Genomic DNA, 23,829 nt, shown 5'->3' on the forward strand with positions numbered 1-23,829 from the left:
TCCCTTTTAATTTTCTCTATCTATATTAGAACCAACCGACTACTACTTGAATGGTTACCCATATCGTCAAAACGGTGGTCAACACTAACACGATATTCTCCACAACATTGGCTTTATGTTTGCCTAAGTGGCTTGATTTGTTCGCAAGAATTAAAAGTCCGATAGCGACAAGCGGAACAGTAACCGCTTGCAATCCAGTGACAAAAACAGCCATAGCGACAAACCCTGGCATACCAGGAACAGACCAAATGATCGGGGATACTAGAATAAATAAGCTGACCCATTTAAACCACGGATCATCTTCGAATTTCTCTCCGAATTTTTCTCTTCGTTCTTTTTTGACAATATGCAAACAATCAATAATTACTTTAGGGAAACCATTTGCAAATCCGATCACGCTGCTGTAAAGGATTCCGAAAGCACCCAAATAAAAGACAATTCCCCCCAAATAGCCTAGCTGATTGGAAAGAGCTCTGGATATATCCTCCAGACTGTTTACTTCGATCCCATTTGGTCTAAGAATTTCAGCCCCAACAATCCATATTGCCATGTTTATTACAATAGCAGCACTAATACCGAATAAAAGATCGTTGCGCTGGAGTTTCTTATAGAATGGCCCATTCCATCCTTTTTCTCTTACATAATAAGGATAAAGAAAGTTGGCCATCGATCCGGCTACCGCTCCTATTAATGAAAGGGCGACCGCAAAAACTCCAAAGGCACCCGTATTATCCGGCACACTAAATCCAATAGTTCCTTTTATGATTCCACCAACGTCCGGAAGTGCATAGACCGCCAATCCAAGCAAAGCGATCGTTAACAGACCAAGAAAGATTTTCATGATCTTTTCAATGGTGTTGTATACATCACGTCCAATTACAAACAAACTGACCAAAACCACAATTACTGACCACAAAAATGGTGAACCAAAATTAAAAATCCAAGCAAGTGCCTGTCCCGCTCCTTTTATCATATACGCGTTGAGCAAATGACCGCTAATTAAAATAGCAATTCCCAAAAACCAGGGGAAATACTTGGATACGTCATTATATCCCTCTAGTATTGATTGACCTTTCAAATTGCACACCTGATATCTTCCCATAACGTTTACAATCACAAATCGGATAATTAAAGAAGCAGCAAGGAGCCACATCAGATTGTACCCATAATTAGATCCAGAAACGGAAGAAGTGACAAGGTCTCCAGCCCCCATCATGCTCAATACTGCTATAATTCCAGGCCCGAATTCGCGAAGGGTACTTAAAAATCCTTTCTTTTGAGGTCCCATTTTTTGAGGTCCCAATGGCGTTTCATATTTGGCTTTTTGTTCCATAAATTTTCCTCCCCTTTATAATTTAGGGTTATCTTAGAATTTCTTGATTTCCCTCCGAATTGCTTTTCATCAATACATTCTTCCATTACTTGGTAATTTAATTCTTTATACTGTATGAAGAGTTCACGAGTTCTCTTTAGATGAACCATAATTTTCCTTTCTAGCAATCAGTAAGAAACCTCTTATTAACCTTGTTTAGTAAGCGTTTTCAAAATACTTTTTGAAGAGATTAATTGCAGGGTATTTTTTAAAGGCTTCTCATTTTATTTTATAAAAAAGGCAGACCACTGTCTGCCTTTTGTTCCACTTTACTTGACGAAGACCGTTTTGATGTCCGTGAAGAATTCCTGAGCTGCTTTCCCCTGCTCGCGAGAATGAGAACTCGACTGCTTCATGCCGCCAAATGGTGCCTGCAATTCCACCCCGGCGCTTTCCGCATTCACACGAACTAGACCGGCATCCATGTCATCGATAAACGACAGCGTATGCTGTACGTTTGTCGTAAAGATTGCTGCGCTTAATCCGTAATCCACATCATTGGCAATATCTAATGCTCCTTCCATGGTGGAGAAAGGCATCAAGGCAATGACCGGACCGAATATTTCTTCCTGCGCAATTGTCATCTTATTATTTACCTGATCGAAAATGGTCGGCTCCAGGTAGTAGCCGCTGCTGTCTTCGATTTGCTTTCCTCCGCAAAGAAGTTCAGCGCCCTCTTCCTTACCCTTTTCTATATAGCTTAACGCGTTGTCCAGCTGGGACCTCGAAGCACAAGGTCCCATCCAGACATCTTTCTCCAAACTGTCGCCTACGGTGATTTTTTGAGTTTTTTCAACAAGCAACTGCTTGAACTCTTCATAGATATCCTGATGGATAATGACACGGCTGGTTGCTGTACATTTCTGGCCAGTAGACTTGAAGGCTCCGGAAATAGTGGCATCCGCAGCAGCTTCTAAATCAGCATCTTTCGCAATAATAACCGGATTCTTGCCGCCCATTTCCAATTGGTATTTTGCTCCCCGCTGCAAAGCATTTGCCCCGATAGTGCGGCCCACCGCATTGGACCCTGTGAACGTAATGCCATCGATGTCTTTATGGGTGGATAAACCGTTTCCGATGAGCGAGCCTTTGCCTGTTACAACGTTCAATACCCCGGCCGGCAGTTCTGCTTCTTCAAAGCATTCAGCAATTTTTGCGAATGTAATAGGTGATTCACTTGCCGGTTTAATAACGACCGTATTTCCATATATGAGAGCAGGGGCTGCTTTCCATAACGGAATTGCAATTGGAAAGTTCCAAGGAGTAATAACTCCCACCACTCCTAAAGGAGAACGCTTCGTAAACATTAAGGCATCTGGATCCGTGGAAGGAATTACATTGCCCTCTTCCCTCATACCTTCCCCGGCATAATATCGAAGAATGGCTACACCTCGCGCCGTTTCCCCTTTTGTTTCCGCAAGGGTTTTTCCCATTTCTCTTGTTGCAATTTCTGCAACTTCATCTGCTTTCTTTTCCAATATTTCGGCGGCTTTATATAAATATTGGCCTCTGGCGGCACCAGACAGTTTGCGCCAGGCTGTTTTCGCTTCTTTGGCACTCTGAATGGCCTGCTGTAAATCATCTTCGGTGGAGTCCTGGAAAGTTCCTACTTTATCCTGCAGATTCCCCGGGTTGATGATATCAGTCGTTTGGTTGGAGGCGCTCGCCGTCCATACACCGTTAATAAAATTTTTCATATCCATGTTGTTTCCTCCTTAAATTGATACTGTTGGATTATTTCGTCTGGAGAGAGTATTTATCGAAAGCAACATTGATAACAGCTTCCAATTCCTTATAATGAGATGATTCCACCGGCGTTAATGGTGGCCGCACCGTATTTCGGACAGGCAGACCGACAATTTCCATCCCGGCTTTGATCAAAGCGACAGCGTATCCCGGCCGTTGTTTACGGATGTCATTAATAGGAAGAATCACGTCACGATAGATATCTGTCACCGTTTCCTTATCACCATGTAGTAATGACTCATAAAATAACCTTGAGATATGAGGAATGTAATTGGATATGGCGGAGGAATACCCCTCAAAACCGAGCGGTATGTAGGCTGGCATGGTTACTTCCGCCATCGGCATGCCATTCATCCACTGCAGCCGATCTCCCACTGCCTGCGTCAGTTGGATGTTTCGTTCCATATCGCCAACCCCGTCTTTAAAACCGACCACCTGAGGAATGGTAACTAATTGCTGTAACGATTCTTTGGTTAGCAGCACGTTGTTTCTTTGATAAACAATGGAGTTCAGCTGCGTACTCTGGGCGACCTGAGAAATGTACTCCACGTTTCCCTGAGGTGTCCCTTCAACTAAATAAGGTGGCAGGATGAGATACCCGTCTGCTCCCTTTTTCTCGGATAGTTCAGCCTGCCGGACGGCGGTGCGAATATTTCCGCCAACCCCGGTGTATATTGGTACTTGGCTTTGAGTGGCTTCGTGTGCTATATCGATCATCGTCTCGTATTCGTCTTCGCTGATCGCATGAAATTCTCCGGCGCCACAGCCGATAAAAATACTTTCGAGCCCATTGCTAATTAAGAAGGAAATGTTTTTGTAAAGAGCCTGCTCGTCCAATTCGTCCTTTTCGTCAAAAGGAGCTACGGGGAAACCCAAAATGCCTGTTGGAATGTTTCGTTCGGAATCCATATTGATCACCTCACTTTTATTTGTCTTACATTATATTGTATGACAAATAAAATGTAAACGCTTTTTTGTCAGAAAAAAAAGTCTTCCTTCGTTATAGAAGGAAGACTTCTTGATATAATAACTCATTGGTTCAATACTTTATCCCGAACAAAAACCAAATGAGCATACATTTCCTGAGTTGCTTTCTGAGGATTTCTTTCTTTCAAGGACTCGTATATAGCTTCGTGATAGGCAATAGTTTTTTCCTTTTCCCTATTAGGAATTTGAATGTTCACTTTTGTATGGGTCAATAGTAACGAGTCAATCATACCTTGGATCACAGGGTTTTCTACACTTGAAGCGATGATTTGGTGAAAAGCAATGTCGTGTTCACCGTAATCGTTATCTACACTTTTCCGAATCGCGTCGATGGTCTCTCGCAAACGCTGAAGGTCTTCTTCAGTTATTTTCTCCGCTGCTAGAGCTACTAATCCTAATTCCAAGGTCATTCGAGCTTCGAGAATGGCTTCTAAATTGTTGTTCACAATCGAGAGCATAACAGAAAACGGGTGGTGGCCGATTCTTTTAGTAAAATATGTGCCACCTTTCGTCTTTCTGCTGATGATCCCCAGTGATTCCAGTGAACTCATGGCTTCCCGAAGAACCGAACGACTGACGCCAAGCATATCGATTAATTCCATTTCTGATGGCAGTTTGTCTCCGGGCTGCATCTTATCTTGCAGTAACAAACCCACGATTTTTTCTTCCACTTGTTTGGACAATGTTTTTCTGGTAAGCGGCTGATCAATTAGATGGTTATTCTCATACATTAGATTAGAAACATTAATATCCCTATCTGCATTTAATGTTTCTTCCTCCCTTTTTTAATTAATAGTAGCTATAATCCTAAAAATCATCTTTATAATTTTATTGTAATACAAATGTACTTTAATAGATACGAAGAACATTTTCAATTAATATAGATACATTTTTAAAGCGATAAACGTGGTGTACAGATAGATGCAGCATAGCGCTTCGCCAACGACCGGCGTCGAAAAAAGGCTTTCACCTCTGCTTCCACGATTTGCGTCATATTGGAAATCTTCTACGGGGTGTAATAATGCTCATACATGCACTACAGGAAATCGGCATCTGCTGGTGAAAGTCACTATGTTCCGATTTGGGGAATCGAAAGCGACAGCTCCCAGTTACGGTTCGCACATGCCATTGTGGGAATTACCCGAACCAATGGGGGCCGCATTTCTGCAAAATAATCTTCTGTTTGATTAAATTCAAAGTAATGTTGGGCTACACAGATAGCGTACAAAGTGGCCGTAGAACCCGTAAATAGTAACCCTGCTCCTTTAACACAAAAGGGGATAGCGCTGTGCAGCTACCCCCTTTTTTTACAAGACTTGAATTCGAGATATCTTGAAGTAGATCTTAAACTAACGCACTCGTTAAATTAAGACATTATTCACGATTTTTTCTCTAAATCATTAATTCTTTTTTCTAGTTCTTTTACATTATTACTACTATTCAACACTGTCGTAAAAGCAACAATACCGAAAGTGAATCCCATTATTCCAAAAACAAACCCCATAATTTCGAAAGCCCCCACATAATCACCCCCAATTTTAAACTTTAAGACAATTTCTCTTAATATATTTATTTCTCAACTACTCTGCTCAATAAGCATAATAAGCGATAGTCAATTTGCAGCTGTTCAGGAAAACTGATTTCAAGCTACCTCTGGATTACTTAATTTTCATCGGCGGAAAATGTAGTCATCAAAACTATAAAAACAGGCAATAAACTCCATAAAAAGAATCCCCATTGATGAGTCAATAAAGATAATACTAAGAAGAAAGCAAGTGCTACAATTGAAATATAAACAGAACGTCCTTGATATCTTTTCATCTTGAACACCTCTTTATAAATAACTGAAATACCCTCTCAGTTAGCTCTATTCCCCTTTTAGTCTCTGTTTGTACCATTGTACCCGAAGTTCGAAGCTTAGTTCATCAGATTGATTTACCGGGGCACTGTTCTTCTAGAAACTCCCAAGTCCTAGAGACGATCACCAATACCGAGAACGTTAGGCAGGAGAACATACTGGATATAGCAGCCAAATGATCACAGCCCTCTTACTCATATCAATAAAGGAATATATCCCTGACTCCATGATGGCATTTTCTATTACTTATACGAGTTAGTTGTTATAAAGTTTCAAAAGCTGGCAAATACCTCGAAACTGAGTCTTCAACTACCATTCCATGTAAAATTAAGAAGAGGACAATTCTTATGTTTTAGAATTGCCTCCGTTTATATAAAACTTGATTTCAAAATATTTTCCTTTATAAACAGATTACTTCTACTTTCTTGAATATATGTACTTTTGTGTAAATACTTGTTTCTCCTTTTTATGATCTTCACTGAATCGTCTTCCTTACTCGCCAATAATACAATAATGAACCAACAGAAAAATAACCGAATTCGATGACGACGATGGTTTGCACGGCTACCATCCAAAAGGTAGCATCATCAATTTCTCCCCGAAGAATATCATCTATATTCAGTGAGATGATACATATATATAGAATCGTCAATGGCATAATCCTATTAAATGTTTCATTAGTCGAATCTCACTCCTATACGATCTAAATAATCCTTCTTTGATTTACCCTGTAAAACAATCTATTTTAATTAATTTCCTCTGTATGTTTAAAAAGCCAAATAATCAATATTTATGTAACAAGCATGATCACACTATTAAGCACTTGCCCCTTTTCTTGAAGACTTGAATTCAAGATAATACAAACTATTCTTTAATATTTTAAAGCATGTTTACATTAACGTAGTATTATATTACAATTTGTATTGTCTTAAATTATTCTCACATTTTTAACCAATTTTGTGAGAACATGTAGAGAATGATCATACTTTGTTAAGGACTCCATCTATAATAGTGGGGTCCTTATTATTTTTATAAATGCTCATTCCGTAGAGCGGGTTAATAAAGTCTTTCCTCAGTGAGACGGTGCCTGCTCCCCATCTTTTACAGTGGTAAAGGATGGGGAGCAGGCACCGCCATGTGAACCACCGATTTACACGGCGGTTCAATCATTCAGTTTACGCTCGAAATATACCTGCGCAAAAAAGTTATCTTTTGTCTTCCTCAAAACGGACCGTATCTTTTAAATCATTGCCTTCTTCAATTGAATTACTGCTCGTCACTTTTTTCGCAAATTCCTTAACGGTCTTGACGCTCAAGCCAGATTCCCAGTATTCAGCGATTTCGGGTTTCACCTTGACCAGTACAACATTCGGATCATCAGCAGAAGTGTTCAGAACTTTTTCCACTATCTTATTCATGTACTCTTTCTTCTTCTTCTCATCTTGTACAAACTCAGCAGTACCGCTGATCGATACATAGGATCCGCCTGCGTAAGCCAGGTTAACGGCAGGATTATGCATGATATCCTTATATTTTTCTGTATCTTTTTCTGTAATGAACCAGATCTCCTCTTTATCCATTTCCACTTCCTGCGTGTGCATCGGACGAGACATCAGCTTACCCTCCGCGGATACCGTGGTCAGCATAGCTACCTTCTCATCCTTAATCAAGTCTTTAATATTCTTAATGGTTTTCTCGTTTGTTTGGTCTGCCATATCTATTTACCTCCTTATGGTCTTAGCAGCTGTTTCTCTCCTTAACTATGGAGCAGTCAGCTATCTATCACATCTTTTTTCCTTTTCCCGGTTAGACCTACAATTACACTTCCCCTCCTGTCTTTCCTTGTGATATAGGGGATTTTAACCTTACTTTATTTTAATCAGTCTCTTAGCCTTTAAATGAACACCAGGAATGTCATACTTCCTACTTTTCCTTTTGAGACGGTGTTTGATCTCCAATCTTTTACAGTAGTAGAGGGATGGGGGCGTTAAAAATAGCATTAGCACTACCCATAAAATCTGAAAATGTTCTCATGGGGCATGAAAATCATAATTTCTTACGTTTTCGTTCTAAAAATATGGGTGCTATATTTAGTAAGATAGAAACAATTGTCAAAAACCAAAATGCCCTTGCCATACCAGGTACTACATCCGATAAAGCCGCCCAATCTTCTGCTTTTATCCACCGATTTAGATAACTGTAATCTGCACAAATTGTTAATGCTGTAAATGATAATGCCATCGCCATAGCAAGCTTATAGTCCTTTCCTGATGCATACAAAGAAAGATTTATAACAGTTACTACTATGGCAATACCCCCTAATATTATCCACATAACTTTATCTCCAATCCCATGTTAATTTATTTTATTTTGAAAAGGTAATGTTGCTGGGAAAAGTGTTATTTCTTGACAATCAACTCAACATAGTTCCCATTATTTCAAAACCCTTCCACTTACTCAACCTTTTTCCATTAGATAATCCATTAACTCGAAATTATGTACTCAAGAAGAAGAATTCTATGCAAAAGAAAAGGCGACTATTCTTATTGAATAATCGCCCCCCATATCTTGAATATTCGAGATCGAGATATTACATGTATTAATAGTCACATGGATAAACACTATATTTTAACTATTACCATTAAGCTGTTTATACCCCGCCAATACCTGCAGCTATCCATAATAAGTAAGCAATAGCCAATACACCACCATTTCCTAATACACCCACAGCTAGCCATACCCATTTTCTTGCTATACCAGCGAGTATGGCAAATATTAACCCCAATATCCCGAGAGAACTTAAAACAGTAATTCCTAGAGAAAGGTTTGCATTAGGTCCTCTCTGAACAAGGAAGAAAATAAATGAAATCACTACTGTGAGAATTGACAAAAACCCTAAAATATGGCCGTTTTTCATATTAGGTCCTCCACTTCATAATTATCTACATTCCTCATACAAAGAGTGGCCCATTATATGTTTTAACCAGCACTGTTTTGAGGGAGACAGAATCAATTAAATGGAAATTCACTTGAACTTTTCTGCTTATCCGTCTATTCTTCTTTTGTTCCATATGCCATCGATATCGTGCCATCAGCTGAAGCTCCGTAATAATGGATCATGACCTTCACTTGGGGCAAATGGACATCTTTTTTCAAAATGTCGATGATTTCCTTCATTTTTTGCTTATCTCCATCCTCTTTGCCTCTGTCCATCCAAATCGATAGTGTAGGCGCCACATCTAAATCCTGAATTTCTGGTAAATCCGTATCTCCCAGGTATTTTCTTGCGACAGACGTCTGTTCATAGTCGGCAACGATCATCCCTGCTTTTCTAAATCGCTTTTCTACATCATCAACCATAGCATCATACAACTCTTCCTCGAAATAGCTTACCGCATAATCATCGACCATTTCCCCTGTTTCACTATCCTCGTACACAAGAAAAGATACATGATTATAATTGTTAGTTGCCTTTGCCGCATATTCAAATCCAAAATTCCCCATATTGTCATAAAGCGTATCGTAAACTTCCATTTGATTCGAATATTCCGTTTTCAGATACTCTTCTGCTTTCGCTGTAATCTTTGATTCTTCATCCTTATCCGGCGTCATCTCCACGATAAAAGCTATCACAAAAAAGCCAATTAAACCTATGACACATCCAAGAATGATGAACATCCATTTCAGCGCTTTTTTCATCCAATCCCTCCCCATCCTGCTTGAGCATGAAGGTTACCTTCCCACTTAACTGAACCTAATTATTTTTGCAAGGGTATTCCCCAATACTACCAAGCCCCACGTTAAAGAAGACAAAAGGCAGAACAATCCCTTCTATGATCAGAAGGATTTTCGAATCTTCGTTTTTGATGTTCTAGACCATTCAGTACCAGCTGCCCGCAACCATCACAACAGCCAACACATTCAGCAACACGCAGACCACCGCATTTTTTCAACAGATTACACCAGATCCTTACTTAACTACATTTCTTTTCGCTTTGTTACCTCCCAGAAAAAGACCATTAAATAGCTGCCTTGCCGAAACATACACCAATGCCCCAATCGCAACGGCGTATAAATCCAACCATAGACCATCCTGATACCGTTCAGGATGGGTAAATAGCATGGATGTTTGGAGCCCACTAATTATCAACGACGGGATCATAAAAAAGAGCCAAGGGTTTATTATCCACTTCCATTTGATTTCACCTTGCAAAGAATCATGCAGCACTTCCCCAGCCCCAGCGAGAGAGGCAATATAAAACATCACCATCCAAACACTATACAATTCAATCCCATTATCAAACTCAGGATGATAGTACTCCATGGATAAGTAAGAAATCAAACTGAGACCTGCAACGGTCAACACGACAGACCACGCGAAACGAACCAGCTTATAGGTGGGAAAAAAGGACCTCTTGAATTCCCGATTAAGCTTGCCCTCATCGCCAAATGAGTCAATTGCCAGACGCATAGCTTCCTTTTCTGAATGTCCTTGGATAAGAAGCTCTTGCACATGTTCCTGGAGGTGTCCGACCATCTCTTCTCTCAACTCTTCCTTTTCCTCATCATTCCTTTACAACGTTTAGGAACCTATTATCTGATTTAATTTATTCAACTAAAGCCCCTATACTTTAAGACTCGATTTCAAGATAATAAACGAAAAGGTTCGTTTAATTTACTTCACTCTGCCCACTGAAGCAACAGCAATTAGCCCCAAAGACAATCACAGTATTTTTTTATAAGTCAAATTACGCATGTATTTTTCTAAAGGTCCCTCAATTTGTCGATGATCCATGAAGTATGCAACTGATAAAGTAACGGCCCACATTACGATGCCCAATAATACGGAAGTTGTGACAGTTAAGACTGCCCCTAAATTGAACGCGATTGGAGATAGTATTATAACAATCAAAATTTCATGTAAGACAAAAAAAGTTAACGAACGTTTTCCCATTGCTGTGATTGCTTTTACAATGACCCCATGATAATTAATGCTTAATCCTAAGAGACCAAATAGCGCAGCATAACCTAAACCACCTGCAAATCCCGTAAGGATATGAATTCCGGCTATTACTCCTGCGATAAAGAAACTAGGAAACCAAACATCATTAATCAATACGAGTGGTAAAGCCCCTACTAGGGAAATCGCAAAACAAATAACTGTTAACTTCTTTAGTAGATTTATATAATTTTGTGGCTCCACTAGTAAATTTAATTTCCCCATCCAGATCCCCATGAGTACGGAGGGAATAACTGGGAAAAGAACATGGGTAATAAATGGAGTAAAAATAATAGCAAACAGTCGATCAGATAAGGTACTTAAGTATGTTTCTTGACCCGTTAACTCTACTGGTAATCCATAGGACTGCATACTAACCAAGAGGCCTCCCCACAAGATGGGGAGCAGGATGATGTACGGGATGGTGGAGATAATCGTATACTTTTTAATTTTCTTTGTGTCCTTCTTCAAACTATGAATTACAATAAGCCCCGTAATACCATAGGTCATTAAGATGTCTTGTCCCCCTGCGAGACCAGCAAGGATAGCCCCCAACCACACTAAATACCAGCACCTTCTCTTGATAAGGTGTTTAACCTTCTCACTCCCGTTCCTTACCCATTGCTTTCGGTGAACCATCACTAATCCATAACCAAACAGTATAGCAAATAGTGGACGTGCTCGATTATCTACAATCAATTCCATTAAAATATTTAAAACCTGGTCTAAGGGAGTTTGGCCAGCTACCTTAGTGATTACACCTGGTTCACTTGTATATAGCAGTAATGGCATATGTGCAAGGATAATTAAAAATAGCATGGACCCTCGTGCGATATCTAAAGATATGGCACGTTTTTTTTGTGTCACTTTATCGGTATATAATTCAGTCATATTAATTCTCCTACATTATAAAAGTTATTTTATTTTGTATTAGTATAGACCCCTATACTGAATGATTCGAAGCTGAGTTACCTTTTATCTTTGAGGCTTTTCACTTCATTATCAAGGCTCTCAACTTTTTGCTGTAATTCTTTACGGGGTTCAGTAATTTTTCTCCCTAATATGACCAAAAGCCCAATAAGAGCAACTACAAAAGACATCACAAAATCTAAGATAGACTACCACTTCTAAAAAGCACTTTAATTTATGTACGAATAAGTACAGATATCGTTTCAAAGGTGGCTATTATCTCGAACTGAATCACCTACAATCCTGCCCTAAACGTTAAGAAGGGTACGATTCTTTTGTTTCAGAATTGCCCCCGTTTATGTAAGACTCGAGTTCGAGATATATCTTGGGGTATCTTTTATTTTAGCACCCGTTAGCTTAGTTTAGTTTTCGTTTAAAATCTCTTGTAAACGAGGAACAATATCTGATTCGTGTGCGTCATCTAAATCTTCCATTCTTCCTTCCAAATTAAAGAGAATGCGCTCAAATTCAGTCAACTTGGCACTTTGTTGAAAGAGCACAATGCCCATAATTACATTAGTTAATAAAATTAGAATTAAAATAATATTGTATGGTTTTTTTCATTATTGTTTAACCCCCTAATTAAGGCTGCCTGCTCCGTTGTAAATAGCTAAATGCCACGATACCCCTTGTGCTTATAATAAAGGGCTAATGCTCTATTGAACAATCGCCTCTGTTTGTGTAAGATTTGATATCAAGATAATGAACCGTTAACAACAATCTTTACTACCTTTCATTTACATTACCAAAAAAATATTGAAGTAATTAAAAATGGTGAACCGAATACCCCAATCACCATCCCTAACCTCCTGTCTTCTCTATCACCTTTAGCTTTTGAAGCTACATTTAATTCAGATCTTCTAATAAAAGTTTTCGTAAGGAAAGCAGAAATTAATGCTGATACAAAACCAAATAATATTGCCTTTCTCAATATCACACCTCTTTCAAGTTATATGTCGTTTATATCCATATTTTTAACCAGTTGCATGCCAAAAAAAGCTAACAAGAAATGTTGCTTATAATTTCCCCTATTAAATTAAGACTCGAATTCGATATATATATCTTACTTGTTCTTTTACTTAAACGACTCATACCCCTACATTGGATTACATTTCCTAACATCTCCCAAAAATACCTTATGCTTTTAATCGGTCAAATAATTATTTATCCAACGCTTCTTTTAATTCCTCAGCTTGACTCGAACTGATAGTGTAATATCCTCCCGGACCATCGGTAAGAACAGCGCTACTATCTTCTTGATACCATACAAACCATCTTTCCTCTGCAGTATCTTGTTTAGTTCCACCAGACTTTGTAATCTTAAAAAAGGTATCAGGATCCCCTTCCATCTTATCTTGGGGTTTCTCAATTTTTTTGCATTTCCAACAACATCTTCAATTCTAACTATTTTTTTTGAATCATTGATTTCATGATCATTATTCTCCCAAAATGAAGAAGATGCAACAGAAATACGTAGCGCTGGTTTCAAAAATGTAGAGGTCTTACAAGAGAATACCGTTTTTGAAGATATCCAATTTATTAAAACAAAGGGCGAACACGGAAGAGGCGAAATCTTAAAAGATGCTGGACTCGTTTGTGGAGTTGTTTTTAAACACTCATCTGAGAAACATTATATATTGCTGGAGATACAGTTTGGTATGAGGCAGTTCAGGAAGTAATTGACGGACATAAGCCTAAAGTTATTGTCGTAAATGCTGGAGATAATCAATTTAATATAGGTGGTTCTCTAGTAATGGGTAAAGATGACGTATATGAAGTAAATAAAGCTGTCCATATGGAAGCTGTAAACCACTGGACGTTATCAAGGGAAGAATTAAAAAGCTTTGCTAACGAAAAAGGGATCTACTCTAATGTTTTAGTTCCAGATGATGGAGACGCATACTCATTCTAATACTGAAAACAGACAAAAATAGACCTTTCTGTCTGTTTTTAATTTATATCCATAGTTACTCCACATTTATTCAATTAAATTGCTCTGTTAGTTCATTATTTTCGTGTATATATTTAGAAATTGGAACCAACCATTAATCAAGATTAGCCCCTTTACTTTAAGACTTGATTTCAAGACATCTGTTTGATATTGGCAGGACACTCTTATCATTCACCCCTAGCGGCACGCAATAATTTAAATGGGAATGACCAAAGTGAAAATTCTTAACAGCAGGAAAAGGCATCACTTTGCTTATCACTTTCTTTAGAAAGCTCATCCAACTCAAATTAACCGCCTGTTCCTATGTAATTCCACTAAAACTATCAATATTTCCCGTTCTAATACATTAACTTATTGTAAATGCTGTTCTCCATGAAATACCTTTAATTTAAATCTCTAAGAGGTACAAAAGCAACCTAATTAATATTTGATGGTCACATAATCTATAAATGACGCTGCATGTTCAATCCCATTATTAAACTTGCCCAAGTTGATACTTCAATACCTCTTTAAGAGACTGCTTTTACATACACATTTCCCAAACACCAGTCATACCATCCGTGTTATTATAATAATATTCAGAATTTAAATACAATTCTGAATACAAATTAAAGGAGGAATTGGATGCATAAACACATGTGGAAAGTAGCCGGGATTATGTTAGTGTTTGCTTTATTCTTTTCATTCAATAACATAGCCCAAGCTTCAGTTGAAAAAGCGGCTGAGCAAAAGGCAGAGGTAGAAGAATACTTAATTGGCTTTAAATCAAAAGTGAACCAAAATGTCTTAAAAGGCGTGGGAGGGAAAGTACTTCATGAATATGAATATATGAATGTCGTACATGCTAAGCTACCGGAACAAGCAGTAAATGCCTTATCCAACAACCCTAATGTCGCCTATGTAGAGAAAGATCATACCGCACAAGCAACTAGTCAAACGACGCCCTATGGAATCTCACATATTAATGCAGATGATGTACAAGCTCAAGGAACGACTGGGAATGGTGTAAAGGTAGCTATCCTGGACTCTGGTATTGATGGAGCCCATGAGGACTTAAACGTAGTTGGCGGAGATAGTTTTGTAAGCGGTGAACCTAACCCCTTAGTGGATGGAAATGGTCATGGTACCCACGTAGCTGGAACGGTTGCAGGTGTAAATAATTCACTAGGTGTGTTGGGTGTAGCACCATCCACTGAGCTCTACGCCGTTAAAGTATTAAGTAGTGAAGGCAGCGGTTCATACAGTGGAATTGCTCAAGGGATTGAGTGGGCAATTAGCAATGACATGGACATTATTAACATGAGTCTTGGAGGAAGCCGCGGTTCGAACACTCTAGAACAAGCGGTAAACAATGCTGATGATCAGGGCGTATTAGTAGTAGCTGCTGCTGGAAACGATGGGTCTAAAGGGAAGAAAAACACAATCGGTTATCCTGCTAAATATGACGCTGCCATGGCTGTTGGTGCCGTAGACGGTGCCAATAATAGAGCCTCATTTTCCAGTGTTGGGGCTGAACTTGAAGTCATGGCTCCTGGTGTAGATATTTTAAGTTCTGTCCCAGGTAATGATTATGAGCGCTTTAACGGTACTTCCATGGCGAGTCCACATGTCGCAGGTGCAGCTGCTTTACTATTAGCTGATGATCCGGCATTAACTAATGACCAGGTCAGACAAACATTAAATGACACAGCTGTTTCTCTTGGTGATTCCTTCTCTTATGGAAACGGAGTTATCGACGTACAAGCTGCTGTTCAATAATGTTAAAAAGAAGCTCGGATACAAGTATAAAAGTACTGTTTCACATTTCTAACTAAAAGTGAAAAAGCGTATGAAATCAGATTTCTAAATCTTGATTCCATACGCTTTTCTTTTATACTATATATTGTTCCATTCACTTTAATTTGTTTAGAATAACAACATGGTAATCTATTGAAATCAAAATTTTTTCGACTCAATCTCTAAATACTAACAATAAACCTTCACGTGTAAGTTTATTAAAGTAAAGCACCCGTTAGCTCCATAACATTTACTCTGTAACATAGAAGATTTAAGATAGCTCTATTTATCATCGAGGAAATAGTTTCTCGATGGAAAATTAAATTACTCCACACATGAAATAGTGTGGAGTTCACTCGTTTACTCGTGTTTTCTTGCTTCCTTTTCCTCAGAAACTTGTACGACCGGTTCATCCCACGGATGGTTCGGGTAGATCCCTTCTTCAATTACATTTCTCAATAACGCTTCATCCCTAGGAATAGAAAATTCTATACGAAATGAAGTGACTGTCGTTTTATCTCCTACCGCTCCCTCTGTAGGAACCGCCTCATCTGATGGAACAAACTGCTCCATTCCATCCTTTGACTGCCACATAACGTTTCTGTAGTTCCCGACTTTCAAGTCATCAATGGACAGAATCCCCTGCATTACTGAATCCACATATTCTGGAATGACAAATGTTTTAACTCGGTAAATATCCACCAATTTCAATCATATAACCTCCCTTATCTTCATTTAATCACTAGCATAATCCAATATGATGAAAGTTAGTATTTATTTTTAAAGGCTTGTCATTTACTACTCTCCTCTGCCCGGTGTGATGAATAATTAATAACCCCTATATTAAAGATTTGCCCCCGTTTCTATAAGACTTGAATTCGAGATAAAATTGTTACTTTTAAATCCGTTGAGTGATGTGCTATCAAATAAAATGGTATTTAAATTTGTTTTTTTGACATTTGAAGAGAGGTTCTGTAGAAGGTATAGATTTCCATTAATAATGTCAGTATGATTTGAAATTAAGAGATAATGTTTCTTCCCATTTAAAAAGAATAGTGGATCATTGCTTAAGGAACCTATATAGGATGATTCTCGCCTTATCTTCAGTACCTTCATAACTTTATACTCGTCAAATTAAAGGTTATATATTCAAAACCCTACTTTTTTTGTGATCTGGGAAGATAGAGATCATAACAGAAAGAGATCAGCATATGATGAATTGTTATTTAGAAGAAAGGGTGATGATTTTGAATAAAGTGATTTGCTTTAAAGGCTCCCCTTATTACGTGGTAACAGAAGTCGATTCTTACTATTTCTGCCTTCGACTAAATCAACAGTTAAAGGCAGATCAGAAATTCGGCATTTCCCGAGTAAAGATACCTAAAAAGGAATGTGGAATGTACAGAACATAAAAACATGTGCTTATTTTATGCAATGAACGAAATTTTTTATAAAAAGATCGCACTTTAGAAGTTAAATTCAATAAACCTTTACGTAAAATCTATCAAAACTTAAAAAATCACATTTACAATATAAGTATATAGAAAGGAGGAAGAACAAAATGTACGAGTATATAATCAACGTAACAATCAAGGGGAAAATTTATCAAACCAATGTAATAGCTAACAAAAACAATTCAGAAAAAGAAGTGTATCAAATTGCAAAAGAACAAATTTTGAAACAATGGCCACATTAAACAGTAACATTGGTTATTAATTTCTACGATTAGAAGAAGGTTTTACTCCTTTTACTAATACATATAGACCTACATCAATGTTTTGAGACAATTGCTCTTATTGAGTAATTGCCCACGATAACTTTAGGATTTGGTTCCAAGATATTTTGCCCTTTTATTGCTAGTTACTACAGTTAAGTTCAGACTTTCAATTTCCTTTATGTCCTTAGCTTTGTTGATCGCTTCCTGCAATAAGGATCTTCCAACACCATTTATTACTTATATTATCTCGAACTGAGTCTTACTCAAGCCTGCTCGTTAGCAAAAAAGCGATTGCTCTTATTGAGCAATCGCCCCCAACACTTGTAGACACGATATCGAGATAAATAAGCTAAAAAATGGATACCTATCCTCCTACCGAAAAGGATCTTACTTATTCATAGCAGCCTCTCACCATATGTGGCCGCTCTTTGGTGTACTCATTTGTAAAGAAGTTCGGACTCCTCTCATACTCACACATTTGGATGACCTTATTTTCCTTTTTCAACTCAATATAACGATAGGTATGAGCAGGATCATCTGTAAACACAACCTTAGCAATGGTAGGCTTCGTCCGATTGGTATGCCGTTTGCCACTATGAAAGGTTTTCACTGATTCGATTTCACTTGATTTATAGCCCTCTTCCTGCAGGTGATCCTTCACTTTCCTTTTCATCAGCACGGCATTCACGGGTCTGGAGCCGGCCAAAATAAGTGCAGGAATAACAACAGCACTTATTAGAATGATACCCGTTACTTTTTTCACTTTACGGCTGGGCTGAAATTTACGAAGAAGAATATGAGCGGTTATCCCTCCAAAGAAGGCGAGAGCGGTATAGATACAGGTCCAAGTAAAAAAAAAGAAGTTTAAGTAAAGGAGTTGAGCCGAAAACGAAATGGCAAAAACGATTCCAGGGGCAATGTACAGCTTGTTGAAGTAAGCGCAGCCTATAGCGCCGAGCACGAAAGCCAGACAAGGAAATAAAAACAGGACAAGTGGAATTAAGTACATACGTAGTTTCCTCCATTCAACCTTTAGTGTAATATTACACATAAAGTAACTAATTTTCAACAATGAATACAAAGAAAAGAAAGTAGCCCTGATTGGTCAGAACTTCTGCCCTTTACGAGTTCAATGATTTTATTGACATACTACTCGATCTTTTCCACTTTTTCACATTGACAATCCATACTCCCAAACTTAGAATAACAACAATATACATAAAAAGGAAAACCTCATGAAATAAAGGAGGATATAATTGAGTCTGTCTAAGAACTATGCCTTGGTTGGAACTATTTTCTTAATTGCTTCGGCATTTTTAACTTCCGGAAGCAACGTTTATTATTCCAACAAAGTACAAGAAATAAGTCCCTTCTTCTTCACTTTTGTTAGCTTTCTTATTACTGCATTGTTTTTTCATGGAATACAGTTGAAACGATCATCCCAATATATGAAAATCGATCAACGTTTTTTAAGGGATATCGTCGGAATCAACCTAAGTACTGCAGGAGCATTCATGAGTTTTTATTTTGCCTTAAAATACATAGAACCTGCTATTGTAGGTGCTATCGAAATAGGAATTGGACCGATATCATCCTTAATTATTATTAAATTAATTTATCGTAATAAAATGAACAAGATAAATCTCCTGATCGGTTTGGGGGCAGTAATTGGCAGTCTTTTGTTGATTGTCAGTACATTGCAAGGAAGTTCAGGAATTAAATTTGACTCTATACCTGTTGCCATTTTAGGATTATCCTCTTCTATGCTGTGTGGCTTCTGTGCAGCGTTAGCAGCTGTCTTTTCCAAACGATTAAGTAACGCCCAATGGAGTTCCTCTAAAATACTTGCTCATAGATTTTATGCCATTGTTGGGTTATCTCTAATTTTTGCCATTCAACAGGGCAATTTATTGCAACAATTATCTGCCAATTGGGTATGGATTCTGATTGTATCCATATTAGGAGTCACAATGCCTCTATACTTTTTACAGATAGGCATTCAGTATTCTGATAGTTTTTTCGTCATGATGTCACTTTCGTTTATCCCGATATTTACTTTTGGTTTTCAGTTACTTGATCCTCGAATATCTACTTCTTATCATTCATTATCAGGTATAATGATTATATTATTATTTGCCTTATCCAGTGTCCTGTTAAATAATTCTCGCTACAAATTGGTTCCTAAAGAAAAAAGAAAGGCAGTCTAGTTTACTGTTCTTCCTTTTTTCTTTATTTTATATAAGCCCCCGTTACTTTAAATAAGAATAGCCCACTTTAACGAATGAATGCCATTTCTTTTTTTGCAAGAGCATCTTTTAACCATCGAGGGTGCATTTTCAATAAATCATGAGGTAGGGTTTCTTTTCCAAAAAATTCAATCTCAAGTGTTTCATCTGAATTACATCTAAGTTCTCCTCCTGTTATTTCAGCTAAAAAACAAGTTGTTATAAAATGGACTACTTTACCATTTGGATAAACAAACACTTGTGAATTAGGGTCAGAATAAACACCAATTAGCTTATTAATTCTTATATCTAAGTTTGTTTCCTCTTTTACTTCCCTAATAGCTGCTTCAGAAACAGTTTCCCCTATTTCTACATGTCCCGAAGGAATCCCCCATAACTCTAGATCTGCTCTTTTCTGTAATAAAACTTGATTCCTCTCATTCAAAATTATTACAGCAACACCAGCTTTTAATTCATCAATTTTCTCCATACAATAAACCTCCTTAGAAATAAAAAAGGTCCGAGGGGAAAGATTTCAACGCATAACAAATACGCTGAACCTTTCCCCTCGGACCTTTTATGTCAATAGGTGCCTTTTACTTTTGTAAAAGATGTAGCCCTCGGTCACAGACCTATAATAGCGGAACCCTAGCTACAATTTTCCAGTTCATAAAACGAAGATTATTATTTTTTTTACGCTTCATATTTTACAATAAATCATAAAATAATTAAAGGTGTTCTTACACTAAACTGCTCCGTTAGCAAAATAAGCGATAGCCACTGTGCAGCTATCGCCCCCGTTAACGTAAGACTCAGATTCGAGATATCTCTTACTTCTATTACTATGACCTCGTTAGCGAAACAAGGAATTAACTTTTTTTGTTTCTTGTACCTTTTGGGTACTAAGTACAAAACCAACGATTGCTGTGACGCTACAAGCATAAGGGAGTAGTGAATATCCCCAATTAGATATCACATAACCTCCAATCAATGAACCAATCGTAATACCAATATACAAAGCCGTATTATTCCAAGCCATAACAATTCCTCGTTCATTTGGGTATTCTAATGCTAACCTTGCTTGGTATGATGTGAATCCTGCATACCCCACTAAAGCCCATATAAACAAAAAGAAATAAATCCAATCGCCTGATGAGAAGAATATCCCTAAACCAATCAGGATTGCTGCCAAGAAAATTAGCGTAGCTTTTGAAATTTTCCTCTCCCCAAATTTATCAGTTAATTGACCGCTTGTTAAACTTCCTATTACAGCTCCAACACCATAAAAAGTAACAGCTAGTGCGACTTCTGACGATGAGAACCCATTTTCTGAATAAAGAGCTGCTCCCAAATAAATATAAAGGGCATACATTGAAATCGCCCAAATAGTGGTAACACTTACGGAACCAAGTGTTCTTAGCAGATTTCCTCCTAGTCGATTTCTTATTAAATCGCTTTTAGGTACATATTTCCACGTTTTGAAATTTACTACCGCCAATATAGCTCCTACAATTGCTATTACAACAAATACTGAACGCCAACCAAGAAAGTTCTCTAACACTGTTCCGACTGGCGCACCAGCCCAAAGAGCAGTTAAATGTCCTGAAACAACAATCGAAAGCCATGTTCCTCTTCGGTTTGGTGGGGCAATATCACCGATTATTGCGTATATCAAAGGGGTTATGGAAGCAACAGACAAACCAGCTAAAATGCGGCTAACAATTAGCCATAAAAATGATGGAGCAAAAGCGGTAAGTGCATTAGAAATAGAGAATAGCAATAAGCCGAATATAATAAATCTTCTCCGCCCTTTTCTATCTGAAACCCATCCAAGAAAAGGAGCCGATAAAGCATATGTGACCGCAAAAACAGTTACCATCCATCCAGTGGTCGCTGAATTAATCTTATATTCTTCTGAAATGAACGGCAACAACGGTGACACCACAAATAAGTCAGTACCTATGAGAAACAAGGTTATCCAACCGACACTTAAACTTATCTTCCCTTGTAACTCCATTAAATCTCTCCAATTTGTTTTATGTAAGTATATTCTCAAAGGTACAAAAAAAGGAGTATACATTGAAAGTCTTTTATTGTTTCGTTATAGCAACCCTTTAGCTGAATAAGAGAACACAACATTGTATTGTAAAAATTCCACTTTATTGTAAACTTATACATATATAAAGATATTTAATGGAAAGGGGAGAGGAAAATGTCTCTAATAGTTCGTACAGTTGAACCAAAACATAAGAACCAATTGTCTGAATTAATGTATCAATACATCGTAGATTTTTATAAAAGGCCAAAACCACCAATTGAAAAGGTACATAATTTAATTGAAATGTTATTAGAAAAAATAAAGGTATTCAATACGTCGCTGAACAAGAAGGTACACTTCTAGGATTTGTAACATTATATTTTAGTTTTAGCACAACCAAGGCAGATAAAATTACAGTAATGAACGATTTATTTGTTGTTGAAGACGCAAGGGGCACAGGTGTTGCCCAAGAACTATTTAAATCCAGTGAGAAATTTACAAAAGAAAATGGATATGCACATATGTCTTGGGTAACTGAAAGTGATAATAAACGTGCCCAACGATTTTATGAAAAAATGGGTGGTTCCATTGGGAACTGGTTGAATTATTCAATATAATGAAAAAATGACCTTCTTTAATTAGGAGGTCATTTATTACTAACCTGCTCCGTTAGCACAATAAGCGATAGCCACTATGCAGCTATCGCCCCCGTTTCATGAATACTCGGAATCGAGATATCCAGATTATCATTAGTCCTTAATAAGTACGAAAAAACTGTTGTATTTCATCTTTATCATTAGTAACAGTTAATATAAGCATAAGAAGAATCCGTGCCTTCTGAGGATTCAAAGATTCACCTGCTATATAATGCTGTTGATTATCCATACTTGTTCGGCTAACAATTCCCGTACTTAATCGTGAAGACCTTATGATTACAACACCTTTTTTCAAAGCATCTTGAATTCCCTGCTCTGCTTGTTTAGATATGGTATAACCCCCAGCAGTAGCCACAATAATACCTTTAGAACCTACCTGAACGGCTGCGTCATATAAATGTGGATCGTCTCCTAGATGAGAATATATAATTGGAACTTTAGGCAATTCGACAATTGATTCTACATCGAAAATCGAATCCACTGTATGAAGCCTGGTAATATCTTTATAAAAGAAGTGTACTTCCCCTCCTACAATCGCACCTATATAACCCTGTTCAAGAGCTTTAAACGAATCAACCGTTGTAGTATTCATTTTCCCTATGTACCGTGCAGAACCAACTCTATCATTTAGCACAACCAGTACACCTTTGCCATGTGACTGGCATTCACAAGCCACTTTCACCCCATTATATAGATTTAACGGACCGTCGGCACTAATTGCTGTTGCCGGTCTGACTGCCCCGACAATTACGACTGGTTTATGACTTTTAATCACTAAATGTAAAAAATAAGCTGTTTCTTCCAGTGTGTCTGTTCCATGTGTGATTACAATCCCATCTACTTCTTCATCTGACAATGTTTCATTTATGTATTTACTCAACGTCAATAAATGTTCCGTTGTCATATCCACACTATCAATATTAAACAACTGTTCTACTTCTATATTGGAAAAGTCGTTTAAGTCCGGTGTCACCTCTAATAATTCTTCAATAGTTAAGGCACCAGGTTTATATCCAGTGGTGGATGTATTTGAAGATCCAGCTCCCGCAATCGTTCCACCAGTTGCAATTATTTTAATGGTTGGCTTACTTTTCATCGTCATCCCCTCTACACCCTTCATACATCTAGCTGCTCTTTTATCCTAGATCCTTGCAAATACATGGACCTAGGATAAGAGCGGTCAATTTGATTTAATTCCTGCGCCACAAAGAGGTACGATTATTTTTTCTTCTGGTTCTTTCTTATATTTTAAATAGCCAGCATAGTTTGCGGCTGTGGTCACTTCAACATAAAAACCTTTATCACTAAGTTTCGCACGGGCACTCAGAATTTCATCTTCTTCAATCGTTATAAAATCACCATTAGTTTCGCGTACAGCTTCTAAAATTTGCGAGGAACGCGCCGGTGTTGCTATAGCTATCCCTTCTGCTAAAGTGCCTTTATTCCTAACAGGATGGGCTGATAAATCCCCATTGTTAAAAGCCTCTACTAGCGGGGAACAGTTTACTGCTTGTATGGCAATAATTTTCGGCATT

23 protein-coding genes and 3 pseudogenes are annotated in these 23,829 nt (G+C 37.8%); 6 read left to right on the plus strand and 20 right to left on the minus strand.

Translation table 11 applies throughout. The features are described from left to right. Window positions 1-25: 25 nt before the first annotated feature. The 14 genes and pseudogenes from ACTWPX_RS16645 to ACTWPX_RS16710 form a co-directional block, all read right to left on the minus strand. Window positions 26-1,333, minus strand: a complete 1,308-nt coding sequence (locus tag ACTWPX_RS16645) for an Nramp family divalent metal transporter (RefSeq protein WP_443120704.1) — start codon at window positions 1,331-1,333, stop codon at window positions 26-28. Window positions 1,334-1,641: 308 nt separating this feature from the next. Continuing rightward, window positions 1,642-3,075 (minus strand): alpha-ketoglutaric semialdehyde dehydrogenase GucD, encoded by a 1,434-nt coding sequence (gene gucD, locus ACTWPX_RS16650; protein WP_443120705.1) that lies wholly within the window; start codon window positions 3,073-3,075, stop codon window positions 1,642-1,644. 31 nt (window positions 3,076-3,106) lie between these two features. Continuing rightward, window positions 3,107-4,027 carry a 5-dehydro-4-deoxyglucarate dehydratase gene (gene kdgD, locus ACTWPX_RS16655; protein ID WP_443120706.1) on the minus strand — a complete coding sequence of 307 codons (921 nt, stop codon included), beginning with the start codon at window positions 4,025-4,027 and terminating at the stop codon, window positions 3,107-3,109. A 122-nt stretch (window positions 4,028-4,149) separates the two neighbouring features. After that, window positions 4,150-4,836 carry a FadR/GntR family transcriptional regulator gene (locus ACTWPX_RS16660; protein WP_128523060.1) on the minus strand — a complete coding sequence of 229 codons (687 nt, stop codon included), beginning with the start codon at window positions 4,834-4,836 and terminating at the stop codon, window positions 4,150-4,152. 647 nt (window positions 4,837-5,483) lie between these two features. Continuing rightward, the gene (locus ACTWPX_RS16665; RefSeq protein ID WP_164908464.1) at window positions 5,484-5,627 is read right to left on the minus strand and encodes a hypothetical protein; all 144 of its coding nucleotides are present in this window, start codon (window positions 5,625-5,627) and stop codon (window positions 5,484-5,486) included. 140 nt (window positions 5,628-5,767) lie between these two features. After that, window positions 5,768-5,926: a hypothetical protein gene (locus tag ACTWPX_RS16670; protein WP_443120707.1), complete on the minus strand. Its 159-nt coding sequence runs from the start codon at window positions 5,924-5,926 to the stop codon at window positions 5,768-5,770. A gap of 512 nt (window positions 5,927-6,438) precedes the next feature. Further along, window positions 6,439-6,615 carry a hypothetical protein gene (locus tag ACTWPX_RS16675; RefSeq protein ID WP_443120708.1) on the minus strand — a complete coding sequence of 59 codons (177 nt, stop codon included), beginning with the start codon at window positions 6,613-6,615 and terminating at the stop codon, window positions 6,439-6,441. 553 nt (window positions 6,616-7,168) lie between these two features. Beyond that, on the minus strand, window positions 7,169-7,678 hold the full coding sequence (locus ACTWPX_RS16680) for a pyridoxamine 5'-phosphate oxidase family protein (protein WP_443120709.1): 510 nt from the start codon (window positions 7,676-7,678) through the stop codon (window positions 7,169-7,171). A gap of 331 nt (window positions 7,679-8,009) precedes the next feature. Further along, a complete protein-coding gene (locus tag ACTWPX_RS16685) occupies window positions 8,010-8,297 on the minus strand; it encodes a hypothetical protein (RefSeq protein WP_443120710.1) in 288 nt (95 codons plus the stop codon). Between the two features lie 316 nt (window positions 8,298-8,613). Further along, window positions 8,614-8,880, minus strand: coding sequence for a hypothetical protein (locus ACTWPX_RS16690; RefSeq protein ID WP_443120711.1), 267 nt, complete (start codon window positions 8,878-8,880; stop codon window positions 8,614-8,616). Between the two features lie 134 nt (window positions 8,881-9,014). Next, window positions 9,015-9,662, minus strand: coding sequence for a hypothetical protein (locus ACTWPX_RS16695; RefSeq protein WP_443120712.1), 648 nt, complete (start codon window positions 9,660-9,662; stop codon window positions 9,015-9,017). 271 nt (window positions 9,663-9,933) lie between these two features. After that, window positions 9,934-10,521: pseudogene (locus tag ACTWPX_RS16700) on the minus strand (permease prefix domain 1-containing protein); the annotation flags it as partial. Window positions 10,522-10,686: 165 nt separating this feature from the next. Next, complete coding sequence (locus ACTWPX_RS16705) at window positions 10,687-11,853, minus strand: DUF418 domain-containing protein (protein ID WP_443120713.1); 1,167 nt, start codon at window positions 11,851-11,853, stop codon at window positions 10,687-10,689. A gap of 820 nt (window positions 11,854-12,673) precedes the next feature. Then, complete coding sequence (locus ACTWPX_RS16710) at window positions 12,674-12,862, minus strand: hypothetical protein (RefSeq protein ID WP_443120714.1); 189 nt, start codon at window positions 12,860-12,862, stop codon at window positions 12,674-12,676. A 505-nt stretch (window positions 12,863-13,367) separates the two neighbouring features. On the opposite strand from ACTWPX_RS16710, the pseudogene ACTWPX_RS16715 reads away from it, so the two are divergent. Then, window positions 13,368-13,843, plus strand: a pseudogene (locus ACTWPX_RS16715) (MBL fold metallo-hydrolase); the annotation flags it as partial. Between the two features lie 663 nt (window positions 13,844-14,506). After that, a complete protein-coding gene (locus ACTWPX_RS16720; RefSeq protein ID WP_443120715.1) occupies window positions 14,507-15,640 on the plus strand; it encodes a S8 family peptidase in 1,134 nt (377 codons plus the stop codon). Window positions 15,641-16,018: 378 nt separating this feature from the next. On the opposite strand, the gene ACTWPX_RS16725 is transcribed toward ACTWPX_RS16720, so the two are convergent. Continuing rightward, window positions 16,019-16,369: a hypothetical protein gene (locus ACTWPX_RS16725; RefSeq protein WP_443120716.1), complete on the minus strand. Its 351-nt coding sequence runs from the start codon at window positions 16,367-16,369 to the stop codon at window positions 16,019-16,021. Window positions 16,370-16,869: 500 nt separating this feature from the next. Between ACTWPX_RS16725 and ACTWPX_RS16730 the strand changes: the two genes are divergently transcribed. Beyond that, complete coding sequence (locus ACTWPX_RS16730; protein WP_443120717.1) at window positions 16,870-17,070, plus strand: hypothetical protein; 201 nt, start codon at window positions 16,870-16,872, stop codon at window positions 17,068-17,070. Window positions 17,071-17,219: 149 nt separating this feature from the next. After that, entirely contained in the window at window positions 17,220-17,354 is a 135-nt protein-coding gene (locus ACTWPX_RS16735) for a BA3454 family stress response protein (RefSeq protein ID WP_443120718.1), read from the plus strand. Window positions 17,355-17,766: 412 nt separating this feature from the next. On the opposite strand, the gene ACTWPX_RS16740 is transcribed toward ACTWPX_RS16735, so the two are convergent. Beyond that, window positions 17,767-18,384: a DUF2651 family protein gene (locus tag ACTWPX_RS16740; protein ID WP_443120719.1), complete on the minus strand. Its 618-nt coding sequence runs from the start codon at window positions 18,382-18,384 to the stop codon at window positions 17,767-17,769. 247 nt (window positions 18,385-18,631) lie between these two features. On the opposite strand from ACTWPX_RS16740, the gene ACTWPX_RS16745 reads away from it, so the two are divergent. Next, window positions 18,632-19,582: a DMT family transporter gene (locus tag ACTWPX_RS16745; protein ID WP_443120720.1), complete on the plus strand. Its 951-nt coding sequence runs from the start codon at window positions 18,632-18,634 to the stop codon at window positions 19,580-19,582. Between the two features lie 67 nt (window positions 19,583-19,649). Here ACTWPX_RS16745 and ACTWPX_RS16750 read toward each other — a convergent pair whose 3' ends face one another. Further along, window positions 19,650-20,090: an NUDIX domain-containing protein gene (locus tag ACTWPX_RS16750; protein ID WP_443120721.1), complete on the minus strand. Its 441-nt coding sequence runs from the start codon at window positions 20,088-20,090 to the stop codon at window positions 19,650-19,652. A gap of 363 nt (window positions 20,091-20,453) precedes the next feature. After that, on the minus strand, window positions 20,454-21,617 hold the full coding sequence (locus ACTWPX_RS16755) for an MFS transporter (protein ID WP_443120722.1): 1,164 nt from the start codon (window positions 21,615-21,617) through the stop codon (window positions 20,454-20,456). 195 nt (window positions 21,618-21,812) lie between these two features. Here ACTWPX_RS16755 and ACTWPX_RS16760 point away from each other — a divergent pair. Then, a pseudogene (locus ACTWPX_RS16760) lies at window positions 21,813-22,255 on the plus strand (GNAT family N-acetyltransferase). 139 nt (window positions 22,256-22,394) lie between these two features. Here the strand turns inward: ACTWPX_RS16760 and ACTWPX_RS16765 are convergent. Both ACTWPX_RS16765 and ACTWPX_RS16770 read right to left on the minus strand, forming a co-directional pair. After that, window positions 22,395-23,414 carry a type II asparaginase gene (locus ACTWPX_RS16765; protein WP_443120723.1) on the minus strand — a complete coding sequence of 340 codons (1,020 nt, stop codon included), beginning with the start codon at window positions 23,412-23,414 and terminating at the stop codon, window positions 22,395-22,397. Between the two features lie 60 nt (window positions 23,415-23,474). After that, a partial coding sequence (locus ACTWPX_RS16770) for a pyridoxal-phosphate dependent enzyme (RefSeq protein WP_443120724.1) occupies window positions 23,475-23,829 on the minus strand: 355 nt, incomplete at its 5' end.

Source organism: Halobacillus sp. H74, from assembly GCF_052246715.1.
In the GTDB taxonomy this organism is placed as follows: Bacteria; Bacillota; Bacilli; order Bacillales; family Halobacillaceae; genus Halobacillus; species Halobacillus litoralis_A.

Coding starts and splice junctions, on each gene's coding strand:
- ACTWPX_RS16645 (WP_443120704.1), bottom strand. CDS start 1,333: ATGGAACAAAAAGCCAAATATGAAACGCCATTGGGACCTCAAAAAATG.
- gucD (WP_443120705.1), bottom strand. CDS start 3,075: ATGGATATGAAAAATTTTATTAACGGTGTATGGACGGCGAGCGCCTCC.
- kdgD (WP_443120706.1), bottom strand. CDS start 4,027: ATGGATTCCGAACGAAACATTCCAACAGGCATTTTGGGTTTCCCCGTA.
- ACTWPX_RS16660 (WP_128523060.1), bottom strand. CDS start 4,836: ATGTATGAGAATAACCATCTAATTGATCAGCCGCTTACCAGAAAAACA.
- ACTWPX_RS16670 (WP_443120707.1), bottom strand. CDS start 5,926: ATGAAAAGATATCAAGGACGTTCTGTTTATATTTCAATTGTAGCACTT.
- ACTWPX_RS16680 (WP_443120709.1), bottom strand. CDS start 7,678: ATGGCAGACCAAACAAACGAGAAAACCATTAAGAATATTAAAGACTTG.
- ACTWPX_RS16685 (WP_443120710.1), bottom strand. CDS start 8,297: ATGTGGATAATATTAGGGGGTATTGCCATAGTAGTAACTGTTATAAAT.
- ACTWPX_RS16690 (WP_443120711.1), bottom strand. CDS start 8,880: ATGAAAAACGGCCATATTTTAGGGTTTTTGTCAATTCTCACAGTAGTG.
- ACTWPX_RS16695 (WP_443120712.1), bottom strand. CDS start 9,662: ATGAAAAAAGCGCTGAAATGGATGTTCATCATTCTTGGATGTGTCATA.
- ACTWPX_RS16705 (WP_443120713.1), bottom strand. CDS start 11,853: ATGACTGAATTATATACCGATAAAGTGACACAAAAAAAACGTGCCATA.
- ACTWPX_RS16720 (WP_443120715.1), top strand. CDS start 14,507: ATGCATAAACACATGTGGAAAGTAGCCGGGATTATGTTAGTGTTTGCT.
- ACTWPX_RS16730 (WP_443120717.1), top strand. CDS start 16,870: ATGATGAATTGTTATTTAGAAGAAAGGGTGATGATTTTGAATAAAGTG.
- ACTWPX_RS16735 (WP_443120718.1), top strand. CDS start 17,220: ATGTACGAGTATATAATCAACGTAACAATCAAGGGGAAAATTTATCAA.
- ACTWPX_RS16740 (WP_443120719.1), bottom strand. CDS start 18,384: ATGTACTTAATTCCACTTGTCCTGTTTTTATTTCCTTGTCTGGCTTTC.
- ACTWPX_RS16750 (WP_443120721.1), bottom strand. CDS start 20,090: ATGGAGAAAATTGATGAATTAAAAGCTGGTGTTGCTGTAATAATTTTG.
- ACTWPX_RS16755 (WP_443120722.1), bottom strand. CDS start 21,617: ATGGAGTTACAAGGGAAGATAAGTTTAAGTGTCGGTTGGATAACCTTG.
- ACTWPX_RS16765 (WP_443120723.1), bottom strand. CDS start 23,414: ATGAAGGGTGTAGAGGGGATGACGATGAAAAGTAAGCCAACCATTAAA.